Genomic DNA, 22016 nt, shown 5'->3' on the forward strand with positions numbered 1-22016 from the left:
CCAGCCGCTGTGGCACTTTTGCGTCAGCCATTTTCTCTTCCTTGTGATGGTTCGGCCGGGGAGTCTGGCCAAAAGCTGTGCATCCTTGGAGGGGGATTCTGAAAAAAAGATCCTTCCTACAGCGCAAAGAAAAATAGTCGTCTTCCGCCGCCACAGCAAATGCGGAGGATAGTTTTTTGCGTGATATCAATATGCTTTATCGGTATTTAAATTCTTCTTTTTATACCTTTAAAGTCGGTGCCTGCCGGGTAGTTATCCACTGCCCATGGACTGCACCACCGTCGCTTACCCTGCGGCGTCCAGGATGTTCAATGAACTTCGATTACGCATTTATCCTCAGCACCCTGCCGGCGTTTCTTAACGCCGTGGGCGTGACGCTGCAGGTCGGCTTCATCGCTATCGGCACATCGCTGCTGGTGGCGCTGATCAACGCGACGATTCTGGTGTTCCGCACACCTTACTTGCAGCGCCTGGTCGGGCTGTATGTGGAGCTGGCGCGCAACACGCCGCTGTTGATTCAGCTGTTCTTCGTCTACTTCGCCTTGCCGGCACTGGGCATCAAGGTCTCGGGCTTTGCGGCGGCGATCATCACCATGACCTTCCTCGGCGGCGCCTACCTCACCGAAGTGCTGCGTGCCGGCGTCGACGCGGTGCCCCAGGCGCAGCTCGAGTCCGGCCGCTCCATCGGCCTGTCCCACGGGCAATTGCTGCGCTACGTGATCCTGCCGCAAGCCGGCATTCTCAGCCTGCCGTCGCTGTTCGCCAATTTCATTTTCCTGCTCAAGGAGACCACCGTGGTCTCGGCAGTGGCGGTACCGGAGATTCTCTACACCACCAAGAGCTACATCGCGCTCTACTACAAAACCTACGAAATGCTCGCCGTGCTGACGCTGATTTGCGTGCTGCTGTTTCTACCGCTGTCGCTGCTGCTCAGCCGTCTGGAAAGGAGGCTCCAGCATGGCCAGTTCGGGTCTTGAGTTGCTCTGGGTGTCATTGCCGCAACTGGGCAAGGGCGCTGCGCAAACCCTATCGATCTCTTTTCTGAGCATCGCCATCAGCACCGTTGGCGGCGTGCTCTATGGCGTTTTGCGCACGCTGAATTCGAAATGGCTGAACGCAATCCTGCGCGTTTATCTGGAACTGTTCCGGGCGATCCCAGTGCTGGTCTGGCTGTATTTGCTGTTCTTCGGTCTGCCGATTTTCTTCGGCCTGAGCATTCCGAGCTTCTGGTGCGCAGTGCTGGTGTTGTCGTTGTGGGGAGCCAGCGAAGTCGGCGAAGTGGTGCGCGGTGCGTTGCATTCGTTGCCGCGTGGTCAGCGTGAGGCGGGGCTGTCGATCGGCCTGAACGGTCCGCAACTCTACGGCTACGTGCTGCTGCCACAAGCGCTGAAACGCATGACGCCACCGACCATCAACGTCTACACGCGGATCATCAAGACCAGCTCCCTGGCGGTGCTGATTGGCGTGGTCGACGTGATCAAGGTCGGTCAGCAGATCATCGAACGCACCTACGAATCAGTGCTGATCTACGGCGCACTGTTCCTGTTTTTCTTTTTCATCTGCTACCCGCTTTCAGCCGCCTCGCGCGTGCTGGAGCGGCGCTGGACGCAAGCATGAGCGCATTGATCGAGTTCAAGGGTTTCAACAAGTTTTTCGGCGAGCAGCAAGTGCTCAACGGCATCGACCTGCACGTGAAGTCAGGCGAAGTGATCGTCATCCTCGGCCCCAGCGGCTGCGGTAAAAGCACCTTGCTGCGCTGCCTCAACGGTCTTGAAGTCGCCCACAGCGGCAGCTTGAATTTTGCCGGCCGCGAGTTGTTGGACAAGGGCACCGACTGGAGCGAAGTACGGCAGCAGATCGGCATGGTGTTCCAGAGTTATCACCTGTTTCCGCACATGAGCGTGCTCGACAACCTGCTGCTCGGCCCGCTCAAAGTGCAGAAGCGCGACCGCCGCGAGGCCCGTGCCCAGGCTGAAGCGTTGCTTGAGCGCGTGGGCCTATTGGACAAGCGCGATGCCTTCCCGCGTCAGCTCTCCGGTGGCCAGCAGCAACGCATCGCCATCGTCCGCTCGCTGTGCATGAACCCGAACGTCATGTTGTTCGATGAAGTCACCGCCGCCCTCGACCCGGAAATGGTCAAGGAAGTGCTGGAAGTCATCCAGGGCCTGGCCCGCGAGGGCATGACCCTGTTGATCGTCACCCACGAAATGGCCTTCGCCCGTGCCGTGGCTGACCGCATTGTGTTCATGGATGCCGGGCGAATCCTTGAGCAAAACCCTCCCGAGATTTTCTTTACGAACCCGCAAACCGCACGAGCGCAGCAGTTCCTGGAGAAGTTCTCCTACGTCGCCGCACTACCCAAAACGACTCAAACAAAGGAACTGGAACTGCTATGAAAACTGCCAAGACTTCTCTGCTGCTACTCCCGCTACTCCCGCTGCTCGGCCTCGCGTTGCTGGCCGGTTGCAACAAAACCGATGAACCCGCCAAACCGGCGGCCACCAGTGTCAGTTATCTGGAAAAAATCAAAGCACGGGACAAGCTGATCGTCGGTGTCTTCACCGATAAACCGCCATTTGGCTTCGTCAATGAAGCCGGGCGTTATGTCGGTTTCGATACCGACATCGGCCGTCAATTCGCCAAAGATCTGCTGGGCGATGAGAACAAGGTCGAGTTCGTCGCGGTAGAACCGGCGAGCCGGATTCCGTTCCTGCAAAGCGACAAGGTCGATCTGATTCTGGCCAACATGACCGTTACCCCGGAGCGTAAGGAAGCGGTGGAATTTACCAACCCGAACCTCAAGGTGGCGGTGCAGGCGTTGGTGCCGCAGGCCAGTTCGGTGAAAAACCTTGATGACCTGGCGACTCGCACCACCATCGTCACCACCGGCACTACGGCCGATATCTGGCTGACCAAGAATCATCCGGACTGGAAACTGCTCAAGTTCGAGAAAAACTCTGAATCTCTGCAAGCGTTGGCCAATGGGCGCGGCGATGCGTATGCGCAGGACAATCTGGTGCTGTTCAGCTGGGCGAAGCAGAACCCTGGCTATCGCGTGCTGACCCAGACCTTGGGCGCTGAAGCACCGATTGCGCCGGCGGTGAAGAAGGGCAATATCGAGCTGCGTGATTGGGTGAATGTCGAGTTGGCGAAGCTGGGTGAAGAGAAGTTTTTGCTCAAACTGTATGACCAATATGTGCGCAAAGAGCTGAGCGATGACACCAAGCCTGAGAGCGTGATTGTCGAGGGTGGGAAGTGGCAGGGGTGATCTGCTGATTATTCGGTGAGGCTGGAAACCACCCCTCACCCCAGCCCTCTCCCCACGGGGGAGAGGGGGAAAGGGGGAAAGGGAGCAGATTGGGGCCTTTCAGAACCTGAGTTCGACTCGGACTTTCAGGTCGATGAAACTCGAAAGTACAATTCGGTCAGTCCCCTCGCCCCTCGGGGAGAGGGCTAGGGTGAGGGGGTGGATCTAAACCCAGCCAATCAATCCGGCCAATACCACGCCGGCTCATCCAGCATCCGCTGCCCGACAATCCCGGTCTGGCCCAAGTTCCTCTCCAGCACAATGCAATTGCACTCCGGGTCCAGGGCAAAGTACGAGCGCGTCGGTGCCGGCAGGCCCAAGGCAATCGAATAGCTGAAATCCTCCCCGGCAAAGCCCAGGCGCGGGCGTTTGACGCCGTGGCGCACGGTCGCTTCGATCGGCACTTCGCCGTTTCGCATCCGTCGGCTGATGTTTTCCGGCCCGGCCCAGAAGGTCGAATCCAGCCCACCCTCGCGGGCCAACGCATTGACCACGCCGCCCTGAGCGGTTTCCGCCAGCAGGCGCAGCGCGCGGTAGAGGTTGGATTTGCCGCTGCCGTTGGGGCCGGTGATCAGGTTCAACCTGCCCAGCGGAATCACCAATTTATTGATCGAGCGGTAATTGGCCACCGCGAGGGTTTTGAGCATGGGAAGCTTCCTGCTGCGTGGTGCGCGATTCTGCCTTATTGTCGACGTCATCGTGCGCCAGGCTTTATTTTTAACCGTGAGGCGCACCCTTGGAACCCTGTTCTAAGCTCACAGTCGTATCGCCATTGGCACGAACGTACAACGCAAAGGAGTCTGCATGGTAGGTCCCGGATTGAAAACAGTGGTTGGCCTGAGCCTCCTTGTCCTGCTGAGCGCCTGTGGCGATAAAAAACCGGTCGAGAAGGACCGCCCTCGGGTGTTCGTGCAAGAGGTCAAATCGGCGGATTACGCGGCGACGGTGACCCTGACCGGTGATGTTCAGGCACGGGTCCAGACCGACCTGTCGTTCCGCGTTGCCGGCAAGATCATCCAGCGTACAGTCGATGTCGGTGATCGGGTATCGGCCAAACAAGTGCTGGCCAAGCTCGATCCCAAGGACCTGCAAACCAGCGTCGACTCGGCTCAGGCGCAGGTCGTTGCCGAACAGGCCCGAGTCAAACAGACCGCCGCCGCTTTCGTTCGCCAGCAAAAACTCCTGCCCAAGGGCTACACCAGCCAGAGCGAGTTCGATTCCGCCCAAGCCGCCTTGCGCAGCAGCCAAAGCGCCCTGACGGCGGCCCAGGCGCAACTGGCCAACGCCCGTGAACAACTGGGCTACACCGCGTTGGTCGCCGACGCGCCGGGGGTGATTACCGCGCGTCAGGCCGAGGTTGGCCAGGTGGTGCAGGCCACCGTGCCGATTTTCAGCCTGGCGCGCGATGGCGAGCGCGACGCAGTGTTCAACGTCTACGAATCGCTGCTGACAAAGCCGCCAGAAGGCAAAACGGTGGTCGTCAGCCTGCTCGACAACCCCGCGATCAAAACCACCGGCAGCGTTCGGGAAATCACCCCGGCCGTCTCCGCGCAGACCGGCACGGTGCAGGTCAAAGTCACTCTCAACGGACTACCGGAAGGCATGCAGCTCGGCTCGGTGGTGAGTGCCACGGCGAAGACGCCGGGCAAATCAGCGGTCGAACTGCCCTGGTCGGCACTGACGAAAAATCTCAGCGACCCGGCCGTGTGGCTGGTGGACGGCGAGGGCAAGGCGCAGCTGCACACCGTCACGGTCGGCCGCTACCTGACTGGCAAAGTGATCATCAGTGCTGGCCTGAAGGGTGGCGAAAAAGTTGTCATCGCCGGCGGCCAATTGCTGCACCCCGGCGTGAAGGTGGAAATCGCCGAAAACACCTATAAGGACTTAGCCGAGGGAGCCCAGCCATGAAGCGTCTGTTACTGGTGTGCGCCGGTGTGATGCTGGTGGCCTGCTCGAAAAAAGAACCGCCGCCGGAGCCGGTGCGTCCGGTGCTATCGATCAAGGTCCAGGCGCTGGACGAAGAAAGCCTGGGCCGCTTCGCCGGCAGCATCCAGGCGCGTTATGAAAGCAATGTCGGCTTCCGGGTGCCAGGACGCATCGCCAGCCGTAATGTCGATGTCGGTGCCGAAGTCGATAAGGGCGCGTTGCTCGCCACGCTCGACCCCACCGATCAGCAGAACCAGTTGCGTTCCGCTCAGGGCAATCTGGCCAGCGTCCAGGCGCAACTCATCAACGCCCAAGCCAACGCCCGGCGTCAGCAAGAGTTGTTCGATCGTGGCGTGGGCGCCCAGGCGCAACTCGACGTCGCACAGACGGACCTCAAAACCACCCAGGCCTCCCTCGATCAAGCGAAGGCTGCGGTCGATCAGGCCAATGACCAACTCAACTACGTCGAACTGCGCGCCGACCACAAAGCCATCGTCACCGCGTGGAGCGCAGAAGCCGGGCAAGTCGTCTCTGCCGGCCAGCAAGTGGTGACCCTGGCGCAGCCGGACATCAAGGAAGCGGTGATCGACCTGCCGGACACGCTGGTCGACCAGTTGCCGGAAGACGTGGTGTTTCAGGTTGCCGTCCAGCTCGACCCGAGCATCACCACCACTGCCATCGTTCGCGAAATCGAACCCCAGGCGCAAAGCGCGACCCGCACCCGTCGCGCCCGGCTGACACTGACCGAGACGCCACCGGGGTTTCGCCTGGGCACGGCGATCAGCGTGACCCTCAGCTCTGCGATCAAACCGCGTATCGAACTGCCCCTGACCGCGCTCCAGGAGGTCGATGGCAAATCGCGTATCTGGGTCATCGATCCGCAGACCCAAACCGTTTCCCCACGAGACGTCAGCCTGATCAGCCGCACTGATTCAACGATGGTCCTGGCCAACGGGGTGAAGTCCGGCGAGCGAGTGGTCAGTGCCGGCGTGAATAGCCTGAAACCGGGGCAAAAAGTAAAAATCGATGAGGACAGCCCGCAATGAAAGGGAGTTTCAACTTATCCGAATGGGCCCTCAAGCATCAGTCGTTTGTCTGGTATTTGATGTTCGTCGCGCTGCTGATGGGCGTGTTCTCGTACATGAACCTGGGCCGCGAGGAAGACCCGTCGTTCACCATCAAAACCATGGTGATCCAGACCCGGTGGCCGGGCGCGACCCAGGAAGAAACCCTCAAGCAGGTCACTGACCGGATCGAGAAAAAACTCGAAGAGCTCGACTCGCTCGACTACGTGAAAAGCTACACCCGCCCCGGCGAGTCGACGGTCTTTGTTAATTTGCGTGACACCACCAGCGCCAAGGACATCCCGGAAATCTGGTACCAGGTGCGCAAGAAGATCAACGACATTCGCGGCGACTTCCCCCAAGGCCTGCAAGGGCCGGGGTTCAACGATGAGTTCGGTGACGTGTTTGGTTCGGTGTACGCCTTTACTGCAGACGGCTTGTCGATGCGCCAATTGCGCGATTACGTCGAACAGGTCCGCGCCGAGATCCGCGAAGTGCCGGGGCTGGGCAAGGTCGAGATGGTCGGCGAGCAGGATGAAGTCCTCTACCTGAACTTCTCCACGCGCAAACTGGCGGCGCTGGGCATCGATCAGCGTCAGGTGGTGCAGAGCCTGCAATCGCAAAACGCGGTGACCCCGGCCGGGGTGATCGAGGCCGGTCCTGAGCGGATTTCTGTGCGTACGACGGGGCAATTTGCCTCGGAGAAAGACCTGGAAAACGTCAACCTGCGACTCAACGATCGCTTCTACCGCCTCGCCGATGTCGCCGAAATCAGCCGTGGCTACGTTGACCCGGCGACGCCGGAATTCCGCTTTAACGGCCATCCTGCCATCGGCCTCGCCATTGCGATGAAGAAGGGCGGCAACATTCAGGCGTTCGGCAAAGCGCTGCACCAGCGCATGACCGACCTGACCGCCGACCTGCCGGTGGGCGTCGGCGTGCACAACGTTTCCGACCAGGCCGAAGTGGTGGAAAAAGCCGTCGGCGGCTTCACCAGCGCACTGTTCGAAGCGGTGGTGATCGTGCTGATCGTCAGCTTCATCAGCCTCGGCGTGCGCGCCGGGCTGGTGGTGGCGTGCTCGATTCCGCTGGTGCTGGCGATGGTCTTTGTCTTCATGGAATACAGCGGCATCACCATGCAGCGGATTTCCCTCGGCGCGCTGATCATTGCGCTCGGGCTGCTGGTGGACGACGCGATGATCACCGTCGAGATGATGGTCACGCGCCTGGAAATGGGCGAGACCAAGGAGCAAGCGGCCACGTTCGCCTACACCTCGACCGCGTTCCCGATGCTCACCGGTACGTTGGTGACGGTGGCCGGTTTCGTGCCCATCGGCCTGAACGCCAGCTCGGCCGGCGAGTACACCTTCACGCTGTTTGCGGTGATCGCGGTGGCCATGATCGTGTCGTGGATTGTCGCGGTGCTGTTCGCCCCGGTGATCGGCGTGCACATCCTTAGCGCCAACGTGAAACCTCACGACGCAGAACCGGGACGCATCGGTCGGACGTTCAATTACGGCATGCTCTGGGCCATGCGCAATCGCTGGTGGGCGATCGGCATCACCGTTGCACTGTTTGTGGCGTCGGTGTTTTCCATGCAGTTCGTGCAGAACCAGTTCTTCCCGTCCTCGGACCGCCCGGAAATCCTCGTTGACCTGAACCTGCCGCAAAACGCCTCGATCGCCGAAACCCGCAAGGCGGTGGACAAGCTCGAGGCAACGCTCAAGGGCGACCCGGACATCGTGCGCTGGAGCACCTACATCGGCGAAGGTGCGATCCGTTTCTACCTGCCGCTCGACCAGCAATTGCAGAACCCGTACTACGCGCAATTGGTCATCGTCAGTAAAGGGCTGGAATCGCGTAACGCGCTTAGCCAGCGCTTGCGCGAGCGGCTACGCAAGGATTTTGTCGGTATCGGCAGCTACGTCCAGGCGCTGGAAATGGGCCCGCCGGTGGGTCGGCCGATTCAGTACCGGGTCAGCGGCAAGGACATCGATCAGGTGCGCAAGCACGCCATCGCCCTGGCCACCGAACTGGATAAAAACTCGCACATCGGTGAGATCATTTACGACTGGAACGAACCGGGCAAAGTCCTGCGCATCGACATCGCCCAGGACAAGGCGCGGCAATTGGGGCTGTCGTCGGAAGACGTGGCCAACCTGATGAACAGCATCGTGGTCGGTGTACCAGTGACTCAGGTCGATGACGACATCTACCTGATCGACGTGGTGGGGCGTGCGGAAGACGCCGAACGCGGCACCCCGGAAACCCTGCAGAATTTGCAGATCGTCACGCCGGGCGGCACGTCGATTCCGCTGCTGGCGTTCGCTTCCGTGCGTTATGAACTTGAGCAACCGCTGGTCTGGCGCCGCGACCGCAAACCGACCATCACCATCAAGGCGGCGGTGCGCGATGAGATTCAGCCGACCGACCTGGTGAAACAACTCCAACCCGACATCGATAAATTCGCCGCCAGTTTGCCAGTGGGCTACAAGGTCGCCACCGGCGGCACCGTCGAGGAAAGCGGCAAGGCCCAGGGGCCGATTGCCAAGGTTGTGCCGTTGATGCTGTTTTTGATGGCGACCTTCCTGATGATCCAGTTGCACAGCGTGCAGAAGCTGTTCCTGGTGGCCAGCGTCGCGCCGCTCGGATTGATCGGCGTGGTGCTGGCGCTGATCCCGACGGGCACGCCGATGGGCTTTGTGGCGATCCTCGGCATTCTGGCGCTGATCGGCATCATCATCCGCAATTCGGTGATTCTGGTGACGCAGATCGATGCCTTGGAGAAGGACGGTCATGCACCGTGGGATGCCGTGGTGCAAGCCACGGAGCATCGTCGCCGGCCGATTCTGCTGACGGCTGCGGCGGCGAGCCTGGGGATGATCCCGATCGCCCGGGAAGTGTTCTGGGGGCCGATGGCCTACGCGATGATTGGCGGGATTATTATTGCGACGTTGCTGACATTGCTGTTTTTGCCGGCGCTTTATGTGGCCTGGTACAAAATCCGCGAACCGAAGAAAGGTGATCGGCTTGAGACCCACCCCTCACCCTAACCCTCCCGAAACGTCGGACCGCCCCAGAGGGTAGAGGGGACTGACCGAGTGGTTTCTGAGAAATTCTGCGACCGGGGAAATAGAGTCGAACTCAGGTTTTGAAAAGCTTGAAGATCTGCTCCCTTTCCCCTCTCCCCCTTGGGGAGAGGGCTGGGGTGAGGGGTGGATCTTCATGACACACACAAAATGTTACCCCTTACGCCAAACACTCGCCAACCAAGGCTGCTGCTCCCGCGGCAGCCCTGCCGGCCGGTAGTAATGCTCCAGCTCCACAAACCCCGCCGCCGTCAGTAATTGCTGCCACGTCTCAAGATCGTGATACGCCCCATAACGCGGCCCATTCCACCCTTCCTGATTCTCGCCACGCGGATTGGAACTGAACAACACTCCGCCCGGCTTCAAAGCCCCGCACAACTCCTTCAACACCCGAGGCAATTCCTGACGCGGAATATGAAACAGCACCGCATTGGCGAAGATCCCGTCAAAGCGCTCAGCCGGCAAATCCAGCTTCAGAAAATCTTGCTGCCAGACCTCGCAACCACTGTCTTCGCGCGCCATCTGCGCAAACTTCTCCGAGCCATCAAGCCCGACAGCGGTGTGGCCCATGCGCGTGAAGGTTTGCAAATCACGACCCGGCCCACAGCCAAAGTCGAGAATGGCGAACGGTGCCTCCCCCTGAACATGCCGCAGCAGCGCATCAATGTTCTGGCTGACATCATGATCGCGAGTCCCTTCGCGAAAACTTTCAGCCACCGAGTTGTAATGGCCCAGGGTGGTGGAGGTGATCTGCTCAAGGTCGGTGGGGGTCTGTTTCATGGTCGGCTGCGCAGGCAATTGGGATTTGCCGAATATACGCCAAGGCGCCGGTGGCTGCTTCGCAGCCATTCGCGAGCAAGCCCGCTCCCACAGTTGGCCGGCAGTGAACACAAGATTTGTGTACGACGCGATCAATGTGGGAGCGGGCTTGCTCGCGAAAGCGGTGTCACTGACAACCAATAACTTCAGCCAGGCTCAACGCTTATTGAGACCCCGCGCCAAACGATCCCCGCCCAACTGAATCACCGCCACCAACACCACCAGCAACACAATCACCGTCAACATGATCTGGCTATCAAACCGCTGATACCCGTACCGATAGGCGATATCTCCCAACCCGCCGGCACCAATCGCCCCCGCCATGGCCGATGAGTTGATCATGGTCACCAGGGTGATGGTGAAACCGCCGACAATCCCCGGCAGCGCTTCGGGCAACAACACATGCCAAACGATATGCCAGCGCCGGCAACCCATCGCCTGCGCTGCTTCAATCAACCCGTGATCAACCTCACGCAAACTGACTTCGGCAATGCGCGCAAAGAACGGCGTGGCAGCGATGGTCAGCGGCACCACGGCCGCCCAAACGCCGTACGTGGTGCCGACGATCAGCCGCGTAAACGGAATCAGCGCCACCATCAAAATCAGAAACGGAATCGAGCGGAACAGGTTCACGAACGCGCCCAACGCACGGTTCAGCGCCGGTGCTTCATAGATTCCGCCCTTGGAACTGGTAACCAGAATCACCGCCAGCGGAATGCCCGCCAGCAGCGCGATCAATGACGACACGCCGACCATCAGGAAGGTGTCGATGAAGCCTTGCAGCAAGCGATCAAACCACATAACCCAGCACCTCCACCTGTTGCGCCCAGTTGCCGGCGCGTTGACGCAACTCCTCTGCGCCGAGGGCCGAACTGGTCACCGCCAGCAGCAATTGCCCGAGGGCATGGCCTTGAATCCGTTCCACGCCGCCTTGCAGCAAGCGCACGCGACCGCCGAGGGCACTGAACAACGCGGCCAGGTCCGGCTCGTCGCTGGCGCTGCCGGTGAACTGCAAACGCAGCACAACAGCGGCGTCCGAGGACTGTGGATGTGCCTGTAAGCGGCTTTGCAGTTCTTCCGGCAAACCGTGTTGCAACGGCGCCAGCAAGGTTTTGCTGACCTCGTGCTGCGGGTTGCCAAAGACTTCCCAGACCGGGCCTTGCTCGACGATTCGTCCGTGTTCCAGCACGACGACCCGATCACAGATATCGCGGATCACCGCCATCTCGTGAGTGATCAGCACGATGGTCAGGCCCAGGCGCTGATTGATCTCGCGCAGCAGGCCGAGGATTGATTGCGTGGTCTCCGGGTCCAGCGCCGAAGTGGCTTCGTCGCACAGCAGAATCGCCGGGTCATGCACCAAGGCGCGAGCGATGCCGACGCGCTGTTTCTGCCCGCCGGAAAGCTGCGCCGGGTAGGCCTTGTGTTTCTCTTGCAGGCCCACCAGTTCCAGCAATTCTCGGACTTTCTGCTCGCGCTTTTCCTTCGGCACACCGGCAACTTTCAGCGGCAATTCGACGTTCTGCCAAACCGTCTTGGCCGACATCAGGTTGAAGTGCTGGAAGATCATGCCGATGCGCCGACGCAGCGCCACCAGGCGGTCTTCATCGAACTCGCCGATGTCGACCTGATCGATCAGCACGCGCCCCGTGCTCGGTTGTTCCAGGCGGTTGATGGTGCGGATCAGCGACGACTTGCCGGCGCCGCTGCGACCGATGATGCCGAACACTTCACCGCGCTGGATCGCCAGGTCGATGCCGTGCAGCGCGGCGACCGGACCTTGCTGGCCGTTGTAGGTTTTGCCCAGACCGATGAAGCGCACGTGAGCGCGGTTCAGGTCTGGGTGCAGTTCGGTTTGTATAGCGTTGTGGGGCTCTGGAATCTCCAGTCGCAGTTGAGTGGCTGCCGTCATATTCAGCTTTCCCAACCGGCTTGGTAGAGCTTGCCGTGGGCTTTATCCAGCGCGGCACGAACGGCCGGCGAATGCTGGTAGATGTCGACGAATTTGATCAGGCGCGGGTCGGTTTTGCTTTTCGGCTGGATCACGAACTGAATCACGTATTCCTTGTGATCGAGGCCGTCGAACAGCAGGGCGGAGCCGGCATCGAAGGTCTTCGACAAGCGAATGTAGGCCGGGTAACCCTGAACCAGATCGGCGTCGTCGTAGGCGCGTACCAGTTGCACGGCTTCGACCTGAAGGATTTTGATTTTTTTCGGATTGGCGATGATGTCTTCTTCGGTGGCCTTGTAGCCGACACCCGGCTTGAGGGTGATCAGGCCAGCCTTGGCCAACAGTTGCAAACCACGACCGCTGTTGATCGGGTCGTTGGCAATTGCCACGCTGGCGCCTTCCGGGAGCTCGTCGAAGCTTTTGTATTTCTTCGAATAGAGACCGACGTTGTTGATGATCCCCGGCGCGAAAGGCACCAGGTCAAAACCGGCGGCAGCCTTGGCGTTTTCCAGGAACGGGACGTGCTGAAAGTAGTTCACGTCGATGTCGCCGGCGGCGAGGCTGACGTTGGGCGCGATCCAGTCGCTGAACTCCACCAGGTCGACTTGCAGGCCTTGTTTCTTGGCTTCTTCGACGGCGGCTTCCAGGGGAATGGCGAAAGCGGCGGTGGTGCCGACCTTCAGCGGCGCATCGGCGGCGAAGGTGATGGAGCTGAAAAGGCCGAGGGCCAGGGCCAGTGCTTTGACTGGGTGAGTTAAGAGTTTCTTGGTCATGATGGTTATTCCAGTCAGTGCATTAAATGTGTGGTGTTTGGTCGGGCCTCATCGCGAGCAAGCTCGCTCCCACAGGGGTTGTGTGAACACCCGAGATCCAATGTGGGAGCGAGCTTGCTCGCGATGCTTTTAGCGGCGGAACGCGGAGCCAGTGTGTTGCTCAGGTAAATGCGCCTCGCCGTGAAACAGTTTTTCTCGCAGGCTGCCGCTGTCGTAAGCGGTCTTGTACGACCCTCGGCGTTGCAACTCCGGAATCACCAAGTCGATGAAATCCACATAGCTTTCCGGCGTGACAATTCGCGTCAGGTTGAAGCCATCCAGCCCGGTCTCGGCGATCCACGATTCCAGCTCATCGGCGACTTGCTCAGGTGAACCAACCACCGTGATGTAGCGACCACCCAGGGCGTGTTGCTCGAGTAATTTGCGGCGGGTCCAGTCGTTGTTTTGCAGGTTCTTGGTGGCGGACTGGATCGCATTGCTCTTCACGTACTGGATCGGTTCGTCGATTTCGTATTCGGAGAAATCTATCCCGGTGGACGCCGAAAAATGCGCCACGCCGGCCTCGGCGCTGGCGTAGCTCAAGTACTCGGCGTGCTTGGCCCAGGCCAGCTCTTCGGTGGCGCCGACAATCACGTTCAGCCCCATGAACACCTTGATGTCCTCGGGGTTGCGCCCAGCCTCGACGGCACTGGCGCGCACCTTGTCCACTTGAATCTTGGTCGACGGTTTGTTCTGGCCACTGATGAACACGCACTCGGCATGTCGCCCGGCGAACAGCAATCCGCGATCCGAACTGCCGGCCTGGAACAGCACGGGTGTGCGCTGCGGCGACGGCTCGCAGAGGTGATAACCCTCGACCTGATAGAACTCGCCCTTGTGCTCGACCTTGTGCACTTTCTCCGGTTGCGCGTAGATCCGCTGCTGCGGGTCGTTAAGCACCGCGCCGTTTTCCCAGCTGCCTTCCCAGAGTTTGTAGAGCACTTGCAGGTATTCGTCGGCCTGGTCGTAACGACGGTCGTGTTCCACCTGTTCGCTCAGGCCCATGGCTTTGGCGGCGCTGTCGAGGTAGCCGGTGACGATGTTCCAGCCGACCCGGCCACGACTCAGATGGTCGAGCGTGGACATGCGTCGGGCGAACAGATATGGCGGTTCGTAAGTCAGGTTGGCGGTGAGACCGAAGCCAAGGTTTTTGGTGACCGCGGCCATGGCCGAGACCAGCAGCAGCGGGTCGTTGACCGGCAACTGGATCGACTCTTTGAGCGGCACGTCGACCGAGTTTTGGTAGACGTCGTACACACCGACGATGTCAGCGATGAACAGACCGTCGAACAGCCCGCGTTCCAGCAATTGCGCCAGTTCGGTCCAGTATTCGATCGTTTTGTATTGGGTTGAAGTGTCCCGTGGATGCGTCCACAGACCATGGTTGATGTGCCCGATGCAGTTCATGTTGAACGCGTTGAGCAGGATCTTCTTTTTGGCATCGGCCATCAGATGGTCCCCCGCAGTGGCGGGTTTTCATCGTTGAGGTAGTAATTGCCGACCGCGTGATACTTCCAGCGCACCGGGTCGTGCAGCGTGTGCACCCGAGCGTTGCGCCAGTGGCGATCCAGACCATGTTCGATCAGGGTTGCCTGGCTGCCGGCCAGTTCAAACAGCGTGCTGCCAGCGGCGAGGGAAATCTCGGTGCTGATGGCGCGGGCTTCAGCGACGGCAATCGACGCGGCGGCGACGGTCTCGGCGTTGGTCTTGGCCTGAGCCTTGTCGAGGAATTCGCCGGAGCGTTCCAGCAAGGCTTCTGCGGCGTGCAGACGAATGCTCAAGTGGCCGAAGCTCTTGATGGTCAGCGGGTCCTCGGTGGCTTTGTCATTGCCGGAATCGATCCACGGCCGGGTCTTGGTGCGCACGAAGTGCAGCGCATCTTCATAGGCAGCACGGGCGATACCGGTGTCGATAGCGGCGTGGAGGATCTGCGCCAGCGGGCCGACGGTGGTCGGGCGCTCGAACGCGCTCTGAAACGGGATCACGTCTTCGGCGGCGACGTAAACATCTTCAAACACCACCGAACCGCTGCCGGTGGTGCGCTGGCCGAAGCCGCTCCAGTCGTCGATCACCGTCAGACCCTTGGCGTTACGAGGGACGAAAGCGAGTTGCTGAACACCGTTTTCGTCCACCACCGACGTCGGAATGCGCTGGGCATAAATCGCCCCTGTGGCGTAGAACTTGCGGCCGTTGATTCGATAGCCGTCACCGTCGCGGGTCAGGCTGGTGACGCGGTCATGGGCAGTTTTGGTGCCCAGTTCCGCGAGGGCATTGCCGAAGCGTTGACCGGCCAATACTTCTGAGTACAGGCGTTTTTTCTGCTGTTCGCTGCCATTCACCCGCAACACTTCGAGCGCGTAGAAATGGTTCTGCGGGATCTGGCCGAGGGAACCATCAGCTTGGGCGATCAGCGCGATCACCTTGGCCAGGGTGACGTTGGAAACCCCGGCACCGCCATATTCTTTTGGCACGCTGATGCCCCAAAGCCCTGAGCGGGAAAACACTTCCAGCTCCGGGTGCGGCAGGCGACGTTCGCGGTCGCGCAGGGCGCTGTCGCGTTTGAAATCTTCGGCCAGGTCACTGGCGACGATCAGGGCTTGCTCATCGCTGGTTATGACCGCGACGTGGTGAGAAAGAGTCATGTGTTTCTCCAGAGATCTGGTCAAAAGTGTTCTGGTCGTTAGATCCAGGAGTGCCGTGCGGGCAGCGTGCCGTTCAGGTGATAGGTGCCGACGGCGTGATATTTCCAGCGCACCGGGTCGTGCAGCGTGTGCACGCGGGCGTTGCGCCAGTGGCGGTCGAGGTTGAATTCGGCGAGGGTGGCGCGGCTGCCGGCCAGTTCGAAAAGCTTTTCGCTGGCCAGCAGCGAGATCTCGGTGGTCAGCACTTTGGCTTCGGCCACGGCAATCGACGCGCGGGCGGCGGACTCGGCGGTGAGCGGTGCGGCATTGACTTGATCGAGCACTTGCCCGGCCTTGCGCAGCAGCGCTTCGGCGGCGTGCAGTTCGATTTTCAGTTTGCCGATGTCGGCGATCACATAAAGGTCGTCGCTGGCCCGTTCGACCTTGGCGTCGATCCATGGCCGTGCACGGGTTTTCACGAACGCGATGGCGTCGTCGATGGCGCCCCGGGCGATGCCGGCGTCAATGGCTGCTTGAATCAGCTGCGACACGGCACCCTGAATGTTCGGGCTGTCATTGATCTTCCAGTTGTCCACCACCAGCTCGGCGTCGACCTGCACGTTGTTGAGCAAAATGGTGCCGCTGGCGGTGGTGCGTTGGCCGAACCCCGACCAGTCATCCACGATGCGCAGGCCAGGAGTGCCGCGACGAACGAAGGCCAGCACTTGCTTGCCGTCGTCGTTCAGCGCCTTGACGGCGACCCAGTGGGCGAACAGGGCGCCGGTGGAATAGAACTTCTGCCCGTTGAGGATGAAGCCGTCGCCGCTGGCGGTGATTCGTGCCTTGAGTTCGAGGGTGTTTTTGGTGCCGCGCTCAGGTCCCGCGTTACCGATTCGCCAACCGTCGAGCACGCTTTTGAACAGCTGTTTTTTTTGCGATTCGGTGGCGCTGCCGAGCACCAGGTTGAGAATGCCGAACTGGTTCTGCGGGATCTGTCCCAATGCCGGGTCGGCCGCGGAAATGATCGCGAATACGTCGGCAACCGTGACGAACGAAACCTGCGGGCCACCGTACTCACGCGGGATGGCAATGCTGCCCAGGCCGCTGCGGGTGAACTGTTCGATTTCCGACCACGGCAGCTTGCGCTGCTGGTCGCGTTTGGCTGCTTGCAGACGGGCGACTTGCGCCAGCTCATGGGCGGCCTTGATGGCTTGTGCGTCGTTGCGCAAGACCTGCGCGGGCAACAACAGGGGGGCGATGTCCAGATCACTCTGGACGATTGCATCTGCCAGACTGGACATCAGTGCCGCTCCTTGGCTGCACGCAATGCCCTGGCGATCTGCACTGGGGTGATTGTGTTCCGGACCATACCTACCTCACATCTCATGGAAACGTCGCGATGGTTGCGACGAACGAAAACAAGAATGTCCGGTGGTCCGGTGCATATACCCTAAGCGTGTATAAAAAATTAATAAACTAACTTTTAGGAATATGCATAGAAGAGGTGTCACAGTGTTTGCTGGGTTCGGCGGCCATGAGCATTTCTTTCGGCCGGGCCTTCAAGTAGGGATTGGCGCAACCGATCTTCAGCCGGCGCGGGGGTGCCCAGCGGGAGTTGTTACCCACCCGGTCGAGGATGCAGTAAGTCACTTCCAGCCGCAGGTCTTCGCCGGCTTCGAGAATGATCGCCGGCGGCACCCAGACCTGGATCGGCTGGCCGACATCGCCGGTCTTGAGTCGTGGCAGATCCATACGCACATCGCCCCAGCGCAGGGTGATTTCGTCGTCGACGGCCATGTTCAGGTAGGGCTCGATGGTCAAAGGAACCCCGCGCTTGATCTGGTTCGGATTGACTCCCTGACGGCGAATGGTCTCGGGGATATTCACGGGCTCCAGACTCTGGTTTTCATCGCCGCACAGCGCAGACGGTTGGCCGCCGGGGCAGTCGAGTTTGATTTGCACCCGTCTGATGGCTGAAAGGGTTGGCCCTTGCCCGATCTGCATGATCCGGTAGTGAACGCGCGAGGTGCCATTGGCGATGAAGCTTTCGGGCACACGCAGTTGGACCGGTTGGCCGACATCGTCGGCCGTCAGCACTCTGGAGGCCACATAGCAGTTATCCCAGAACAGTTCGATCAGGTCGCCTTCGTCCATGCCGGAGTAGGGCGCCACATCGATCAGCAGGTGCGCCGCCGAAGTGATGTTGATGCAGGTCTTGTGAGATTGCGCCAGGGTCGGGGCCGCAAGTTCGGGTTTGTTCGAAGTGCTTGTCATGGGGTTTCTCCTTGAAGCCTTGCAGCGAAAGTCCGTTTCTGAAAGTTCGAAAGGCATGAATTACCGAGCAACAAAACTGTTCACCATATGTGAAATTAAATAGTGAATGAGTGCGAGGTTAGACGCCTGTTGGAGACTAGATAAGAGTGCGCTTGAATAGGTGTCAATAGAGCTGGCTAGTTAAGTATGGGATCTAGTGTTATTCAGAAAATTCCTACGCATTGAAGTTAATAAGCCACACCGCTCTGTCGAGCTTTGCCTTGGTTTATGGGGTTTTATTGCGTTTTTGACGACGAGGAACGGTTCGATGATGGCGCTGAGTTTGGCCAATTTTAGGCGAGGTTATTCTGTTGCAGGACATATATATGTACCGCACGCAGCTCTAAAAAATTATCTATTGTTCAGATGGATGAATAAACGAAGAGAGCGTAGCGAGAGATTTTGTTAGTAGGGGTGGTTGTCACTTCCATCCATGGAAGTTAACAAGTAGTGAAGCGATGTTTCAGTGGTGAGCGTTATTCAGAAACTTGCTGAGAAACTGCTTCGTCCGCTCTTCTTTCGGGTTGGCAAACAGCGCCTTGGCTTCGCCTTGTTCGACGATCACACCCTTGTCGAAAAACACCACGCGGTTCGCCACGTCCCGGGCAAAGCCCATTTCGTGGGTGACGATGACCATGGTGCGTCGCTCTTCGGCGAGGCTGCGAATGGTTGCCAGCACTTCACCCACCAGCTCCGGGTCGAGGGCTGAGGTAGGTTCGTCGAACAGAATCACTTCCGGCTCCATCGCCAGCGCACGGGCAATCGCCACACGCTGTTGCTGACCACCGGAAAGGCGACGCGGGTACGCGTCTTCCTTGCCCGCCAGACCGACCCTGGCCATCAGCTTTTTACCCAGGGCAACGGCTTCGGCGTGCGGGATCTTCTTTACGATGATCGGGCCTTCGATAACGTTTTCCAGGGCGGTGCGATGAGGGAACAGGTTGAAGTTCTGGAACACGAAACCCACGTGCTGGCGCAAACGTCGCACCAGGCCTTGCTGCTGGTTCAGCGGACGGCTGCCATCGATCTCGATGTCACCGACCTTGATCCGGCCGCTGGTGGGTTCTTCCAGGAAATTCAGGCAACGCAGGAACGTGGTTTTACCCGAGCCGCTAGGCCCGATGATCGCCACCACCTCGCCTTCCTTCACTTCCAGATCGATGCCGTTGAGCACCACTTGACCCTTGAACTGCTTTGTCAGTTTTTCCACGACAATCATTGGGTCAGGACTCCTGGTCGTGCCGATTGACCCGCGCTTCCAACTGATTCTGGAAGTGCGACAGCACCGTGGCCAGAATCCAGTAGATCAGCGCGGCGGCAAGGTACATGGTGAAAATTTCGAAGGTGCGAGCGGTGATCAGCTGCGCCTGACGGAACAGCTCCGGCACCTGAATGGTGGCTGCCAGCGCGGTGTCCTTGACCAGCGAAATGAAGCTGTTGCCCAGCGGCGGCAGGGCTGTGCGCATCGCTTGTGGCAGGATGGCCCGGCGCAGGGTCTGCGCACGGGTCATGCCGATACTCGCGGCGGCTTCCCACTGACCGCGCTCGATGGAGCTGATCGCGGCGCGGAGGATTTCGCAGGCATAGGCCGCCATGTTCAGCGAGAAGCCGATCAGGGCCGCCGGCAGCGGATCAAGTTCGATGCCCAATTGCGGCAAGCCGTAATAGATCACGAACAGTTGCACCAACAACGGCGTGCCGCGAAAGAACGACACGTAGATGCGGGCGATCCAGCTCACCAGTTTGAAGCGCGACAGGCGCATCAACGCCAGGCCGAAGCCCATCACCAGGCCGAAGAACATCCCGCCCAGGCTCAGGATCACCGTGTAGTACGCGCCCTTCAGCAGGAAGGGCGCGGAATCCAGCGCGAGTTGGAAAGCTTCTTCCATTATTTAGTGACGTCAGCGCTGAAGTACTTTTCCGAAAGCTTTTTCAGCGTACCGTCGGCACGCAGCTTGTCGATGGCCTTGTTCACTGCTGCCAGCAACTCAGGCTCGCCTTTGCGCAGGGCAACGCCGGCTTCCTGACGGGAGAACGCTTCACCAGCGGCGGAAGTGTCCTTGGCCTTCTTGGCGTATTCCAGCGCGGCGAGGCGGTCGATCAGAATGGCGTCGGTGCGGCCGTTACGCAGGTCTGCGAACTTGCTCGGATCATCTTCGTAGGTGCGCACGTCAGCGGTCGGCACGTTGGCTTTCACCCATTGCTCATAGTTGGTGCCCAAGCCTACGCCGACTTTCTTGCCACCCAAGTCGGCGGCAGTCTTGATGTTCAGCTCGGCAGCCTTCTTGGTCAGCACCAGCGCCTGAATCCCGGAAACGGTGTACGGCTCGGAGAAGTCATACTTCTTCTTGCGCTCTTCGGAGATGGTCACCTGGTTGATCACAGCGTCCAGACGTTTGGATTCCAGCGCCGCGAGGATGCCGTCCCATTTGGTCGGCTGCAGTTTGACCTTCACGCCCAGCTCTTTGGCCAGGGCTTCGGAAAATTCGACTTCGAAGCCGGCCAGTTTGCCGTCGGCGTCGACGAAACTGAACGGTGGGTAAGTGCCTTCCAGGCCAACGTTGATCACGCCAGCGTCTTTGATTTTTTGCAGCTGCTCACCGGCAACCGCTTGCCCCAACAGACCGGCGCTCAGCGCCAGGCCCAGCGAACCTACCAGCAGATTTCGTCGTAGTGCGGAAAAATTCATGACAAGCCCCTGTGTTTTCTTATGAAGACGCTTTTAGGAATGTTGGCAAATTCGGGATTTGAACGACTGCAATATCCTGCCCTAAAGCATCGTATGCGTCTCGCTGCAAATTCGCCTGCGGCGTGACTATATGATGGTGTTGCTAGATAGGAAAATACTAAATATTAGGTTTGTTATTCTTTTTAGAGATATGTGGTGTCTATTGAAAAGATCGCAGCCTTCGGCAGCTCCTACAAGGGAATCGGCGTACACCAGTAGGAGCTGCCGAAGGCTGCGATCTTTTGATCTTTGATTTCTTACAAAAAGCTTGTGTAGGCAAACAGTGCCGGTGCCCCGCCGGTGTGCAGGAAGATGATCGGGCCGTCATTGAAGCGCTGGCGGCCGATGCCATCGAGCAAACCCGCCATGGCCTTGCCGGTATAAACCGGGTCCAGCAGCAAACCTTCCTGACTCGCCACCAGCTTCACGGCGGCCAACGTCCCGGCATTCGGTTCGCCGTAGCGCGGGCCGAAATACTCGTCCCACAACTCGACCTTGAAACTCGCTGGCAGGCTCACGCCCAGCAACTCGGCAGTGCGTTCGGCGAGGCCTTGGACTTTCGGGCGTTGGTCTTCGTCGCTGCGAGAAACCGTGACACCAATCACTGGCAAATCCGGCAGTGCTTCACTCAACGCCAACGCCAGACCGCTATGGGTCCCGGCACTGCCCGAAGCCAGAACCACGGCGGCGAATGTCAGTCCGGTGTCCTTGATCTGCTCGGCCAATTCCAGCCCGGCACGCACATAACCCAAAGCGCCCAATGCATTCGAACCACCAATCGGCACCAGATACGGCTTCTTGCCGTTGTTGCGTAGACGGTCGGCCAGAGCCTGCAATTGCTCGTCGGCGTTGTCGAGGTTTTCCACCAGCTCCACCTTGGCGTCGAACAGGTCCAGCAACAGCCGATTGCCGTTGCCGACATAGTTGGCGTCGTCGGTGCCGAGAGGGTTTTCCAGCAACGCAACGCAGCCCAGGCCGAGCTTGGCCGCAATGGCGGCAGTCTGGCGCACGTGGTTGGACTGAAGCGCGCCAGCGGTGATCAAGGTGTCGGCGCCTTGTGCCAGTGCATCGGCCGCCAGGTATTCGAGCTTGCGCAGCTTGTTGCCGCCCATCGCCAGCGGCGTCAGATCATCACGCTTGACGTACACATCGCGACCCAACCAGGCCGACAGGCGTTCGAGTTTTTCCAGGGCGGTAGGATGACCGAGCAGGTCGAGGCGGTTAAAGCGGGCAAGCTGTTGTTTGATCATGGGGTCCGTACTGGCGGAGGGAGATGACAGGACTATAGGCACGCCTATTTAGCGGGGCAACTGCCAATCGGCCTTATGCCAAAAAGTGCTGAGCACAGCACAATCAGTTCTTAATTCGGCTTCCAGACCATGCCGT

General features: G+C 59.6%; 19 protein-coding genes and 1 pseudogene. 7 read left to right on the forward strand and 13 right to left on the reverse strand.

Annotated elements, in window-relative coordinates:
- Positions 1-311: 311 nt before the first annotated feature.
- Genes ACYZTZ_RS29105 through ACYZTZ_RS29120 form a run of 4 tightly spaced genes read left to right on the forward strand, consistent with a single transcriptional unit; the run spans position 312 to position 3268 of the window.
- Positions 312-977 (forward strand): amino acid ABC transporter permease, encoded by a 666-nt coding sequence (locus tag ACYZTZ_RS29105; protein WP_095127647.1) that lies wholly within the window; start codon positions 312-314, stop codon positions 975-977.
- Positions 958-1617 (forward strand): amino acid ABC transporter permease, encoded by a 660-nt coding sequence (locus ACYZTZ_RS29110; protein WP_223415282.1) that lies wholly within the window; start codon positions 958-960, stop codon positions 1615-1617. Before ACYZTZ_RS29105 ends, ACYZTZ_RS29110 begins: the two co-directional genes overlap by 20 nt.
- Positions 1614-2396 (forward strand): amino acid ABC transporter ATP-binding protein, encoded by a 783-nt coding sequence (locus ACYZTZ_RS29115; protein ID WP_462000423.1) that lies wholly within the window; start codon positions 1614-1616, stop codon positions 2394-2396. Before ACYZTZ_RS29110 ends, ACYZTZ_RS29115 begins: the two co-directional genes overlap by 4 nt.
- Positions 2393-3268: a transporter substrate-binding domain-containing protein gene (locus ACYZTZ_RS29120; RefSeq protein ID WP_462000424.1), complete on the forward strand. Its 876-nt coding sequence runs from the start codon at positions 2393-2395 to the stop codon at positions 3266-3268. Before ACYZTZ_RS29115 ends, ACYZTZ_RS29120 begins: the two co-directional genes overlap by 4 nt.
- Before the next feature lie 311 nt (positions 3269-3579).
- Here the strand turns inward: ACYZTZ_RS29120 and ACYZTZ_RS29125 are convergent.
- A pseudogene (locus ACYZTZ_RS29125) lies at positions 3580-3954 on the reverse strand (AAA family ATPase); the annotation flags it as partial.
- A 157-nt stretch (positions 3955-4111) separates the two neighbouring features.
- Here ACYZTZ_RS29125 and ACYZTZ_RS29130 point away from each other — a divergent pair.
- From ACYZTZ_RS29130 to ACYZTZ_RS29140, 3 genes are read left to right on the forward strand one after another with little or no spacing between them, the layout of a single operon-like run.
- On the forward strand, positions 4112-5215 hold the full coding sequence (locus ACYZTZ_RS29130) for an efflux RND transporter periplasmic adaptor subunit (protein ID WP_462000425.1): 1104 nt from the start codon (positions 4112-4114) through the stop codon (positions 5213-5215).
- Entirely contained in the window at positions 5212-6279 is a 1068-nt protein-coding gene (locus ACYZTZ_RS29135; protein ID WP_462000426.1) for an efflux RND transporter periplasmic adaptor subunit, read from the forward strand. The genes ACYZTZ_RS29130 and ACYZTZ_RS29135 overlap by 4 nt, the downstream gene beginning before the upstream one ends.
- A complete protein-coding gene (locus ACYZTZ_RS29140; protein ID WP_462000427.1) occupies positions 6276-9350 on the forward strand; it encodes an efflux RND transporter permease subunit in 3075 nt (1024 codons plus the stop codon). Before ACYZTZ_RS29135 ends, ACYZTZ_RS29140 begins: the two co-directional genes overlap by 4 nt.
- A gap of 189 nt (positions 9351-9539) precedes the next feature.
- Here ACYZTZ_RS29140 and ACYZTZ_RS29145 read toward each other — a convergent pair whose 3' ends face one another.
- The 12 genes from ACYZTZ_RS29145 to ACYZTZ_RS29200 form a co-directional block, all read right to left on the reverse strand.
- Positions 9540-10166: a class I SAM-dependent methyltransferase gene (locus ACYZTZ_RS29145; RefSeq protein WP_462000428.1), complete on the reverse strand. Its 627-nt coding sequence runs from the start codon at positions 10164-10166 to the stop codon at positions 9540-9542.
- Between the two features lie 195 nt (positions 10167-10361).
- Positions 10362-11006: a methionine ABC transporter permease gene (locus ACYZTZ_RS29150; protein ID WP_030128490.1), complete on the reverse strand. Its 645-nt coding sequence runs from the start codon at positions 11004-11006 to the stop codon at positions 10362-10364.
- Positions 10996-12117 (reverse strand): methionine ABC transporter ATP-binding protein, encoded by a 1122-nt coding sequence (locus ACYZTZ_RS29155; RefSeq protein ID WP_462000429.1) that lies wholly within the window; start codon positions 12115-12117, stop codon positions 10996-10998. The genes ACYZTZ_RS29150 and ACYZTZ_RS29155 overlap by 11 nt, the downstream gene beginning before the upstream one ends.
- Positions 12118-12119: 2 nt before the next feature.
- Positions 12120-12929 carry a MetQ/NlpA family ABC transporter substrate-binding protein gene (locus ACYZTZ_RS29160; RefSeq protein ID WP_123367084.1) on the reverse strand — a complete coding sequence of 270 codons (810 nt, stop codon included), beginning with the start codon at positions 12927-12929 and terminating at the stop codon, positions 12120-12122.
- A 129-nt stretch (positions 12930-13058) separates the two neighbouring features.
- Entirely contained in the window at positions 13059-14417 is a 1359-nt protein-coding gene (locus ACYZTZ_RS29165) for an LLM class flavin-dependent oxidoreductase (RefSeq protein WP_462000430.1), read from the reverse strand.
- Positions 14417-15610 (reverse strand): SfnB family sulfur acquisition oxidoreductase, encoded by a 1194-nt coding sequence (locus tag ACYZTZ_RS29170; protein ID WP_462000431.1) that lies wholly within the window; start codon positions 15608-15610, stop codon positions 14417-14419. Before ACYZTZ_RS29170 ends, ACYZTZ_RS29165 begins: the two co-directional genes overlap by 1 nt.
- A 38-nt stretch (positions 15611-15648) precedes the next feature.
- Entirely contained in the window at positions 15649-16890 is a 1242-nt protein-coding gene (locus ACYZTZ_RS29175) for an SfnB family sulfur acquisition oxidoreductase (protein WP_462000432.1), read from the reverse strand.
- Positions 16891-17065: 175 nt separating this feature from the next.
- On the reverse strand, positions 17066-17863 hold the full coding sequence (locus ACYZTZ_RS29180) for a hypothetical protein (protein ID WP_462000433.1): 798 nt from the start codon (positions 17861-17863) through the stop codon (positions 17066-17068).
- Between the two features lie 502 nt (positions 17864-18365).
- Positions 18366-19121, reverse strand: coding sequence for an L-cystine ABC transporter ATP-binding protein TcyN (gene tcyN / locus ACYZTZ_RS29185; protein ID WP_056745630.1), 756 nt, complete (start codon positions 19119-19121; stop codon positions 18366-18368).
- 4 nt (positions 19122-19125) lie between these two features.
- Complete coding sequence (tcyL, locus tag ACYZTZ_RS29190; protein ID WP_462000434.1) at positions 19126-19791, reverse strand: cystine ABC transporter permease; 666 nt, start codon at positions 19789-19791, stop codon at positions 19126-19128.
- On the reverse strand, positions 19791-20591 hold the full coding sequence (gene tcyJ / locus ACYZTZ_RS29195; protein WP_056745625.1) for a cystine ABC transporter substrate-binding protein: 801 nt from the start codon (positions 20589-20591) through the stop codon (positions 19791-19793). The genes tcyL and tcyJ overlap by 1 nt, the downstream gene beginning before the upstream one ends.
- Before the next feature lie 296 nt (positions 20592-20887).
- On the reverse strand, positions 20888-21880 hold the full coding sequence (locus ACYZTZ_RS29200) for a D-cysteine desulfhydrase (protein WP_462000435.1): 993 nt from the start codon (positions 21878-21880) through the stop codon (positions 20888-20890).
- Positions 21881-22016: the final 136 nt, after the last annotated feature.

The sequence above is a fragment of the Pseudomonas sp. LB3P58 genome (genome assembly GCF_054897895.1).

What these genes read in the sequence shown, in the direction of transcription:
- ACYZTZ_RS29105 (WP_095127647.1), top strand. Translation starts at nt 312, where the DNA reads ATGAACTTCGATTACGCATTTATCCTCAGCACCCTGCCGGCGTTTCTT.
- ACYZTZ_RS29110 (WP_223415282.1), top strand. Translation starts at nt 958, where the DNA reads ATGGCCAGTTCGGGTCTTGAGTTGCTCTGGGTGTCATTGCCGCAACTG.
- ACYZTZ_RS29115 (WP_462000423.1), top strand. Translation starts at nt 1,614, where the DNA reads ATGAGCGCATTGATCGAGTTCAAGGGTTTCAACAAGTTTTTCGGCGAG.
- ACYZTZ_RS29120 (WP_462000424.1), top strand. Translation starts at nt 2,393, where the DNA reads ATGAAAACTGCCAAGACTTCTCTGCTGCTACTCCCGCTACTCCCGCTG.
- ACYZTZ_RS29130 (WP_462000425.1), top strand. Translation starts at nt 4,112, where the DNA reads ATGGTAGGTCCCGGATTGAAAACAGTGGTTGGCCTGAGCCTCCTTGTC.
- ACYZTZ_RS29135 (WP_462000426.1), top strand. Translation starts at nt 5,212, where the DNA reads ATGAAGCGTCTGTTACTGGTGTGCGCCGGTGTGATGCTGGTGGCCTGC.
- ACYZTZ_RS29140 (WP_462000427.1), top strand. Translation starts at nt 6,276, where the DNA reads ATGAAAGGGAGTTTCAACTTATCCGAATGGGCCCTCAAGCATCAGTCG.
- ACYZTZ_RS29145 (WP_462000428.1), bottom strand. Translation starts at nt 10,166, where the DNA reads ATGAAACAGACCCCCACCGACCTTGAGCAGATCACCTCCACCACCCTG.
- ACYZTZ_RS29150 (WP_030128490.1), bottom strand. Translation starts at nt 11,006, where the DNA reads ATGTGGTTTGATCGCTTGCTGCAAGGCTTCATCGACACCTTCCTGATG.
- ACYZTZ_RS29155 (WP_462000429.1), bottom strand. Translation starts at nt 12,117, where the DNA reads ATGACGGCAGCCACTCAACTGCGACTGGAGATTCCAGAGCCCCACAAC.
- ACYZTZ_RS29160 (WP_123367084.1), bottom strand. Translation starts at nt 12,929, where the DNA reads ATGACCAAGAAACTCTTAACTCACCCAGTCAAAGCACTGGCCCTGGCC.
- ACYZTZ_RS29165 (WP_462000430.1), bottom strand. Translation starts at nt 14,417, where the DNA reads ATGGCCGATGCCAAAAAGAAGATCCTGCTCAACGCGTTCAACATGAAC.
- ACYZTZ_RS29170 (WP_462000431.1), bottom strand. Translation starts at nt 15,610, where the DNA reads ATGACTCTTTCTCACCACGTCGCGGTCATAACCAGCGATGAGCAAGCC.
- ACYZTZ_RS29175 (WP_462000432.1), bottom strand. Translation starts at nt 16,890, where the DNA reads ATGTCCAGTCTGGCAGATGCAATCGTCCAGAGTGATCTGGACATCGCC.
- ACYZTZ_RS29180 (WP_462000433.1), bottom strand. Translation starts at nt 17,863, where the DNA reads ATGACAAGCACTTCGAACAAACCCGAACTTGCGGCCCCGACCCTGGCG.
- tcyN (WP_056745630.1), bottom strand. Translation starts at nt 19,121, where the DNA reads ATGATTGTCGTGGAAAAACTGACAAAGCAGTTCAAGGGTCAAGTGGTG.
- tcyL (WP_462000434.1), bottom strand. Translation starts at nt 19,791, where the DNA reads ATGGAAGAAGCTTTCCAACTCGCGCTGGATTCCGCGCCCTTCCTGCTG.
- tcyJ (WP_056745625.1), bottom strand. Translation starts at nt 20,591, where the DNA reads ATGAATTTTTCCGCACTACGACGAAATCTGCTGGTAGGTTCGCTGGGC.
- ACYZTZ_RS29200 (WP_462000435.1), bottom strand. Translation starts at nt 21,880, where the DNA reads ATGATCAAACAACAGCTTGCCCGCTTTAACCGCCTCGACCTGCTCGGT.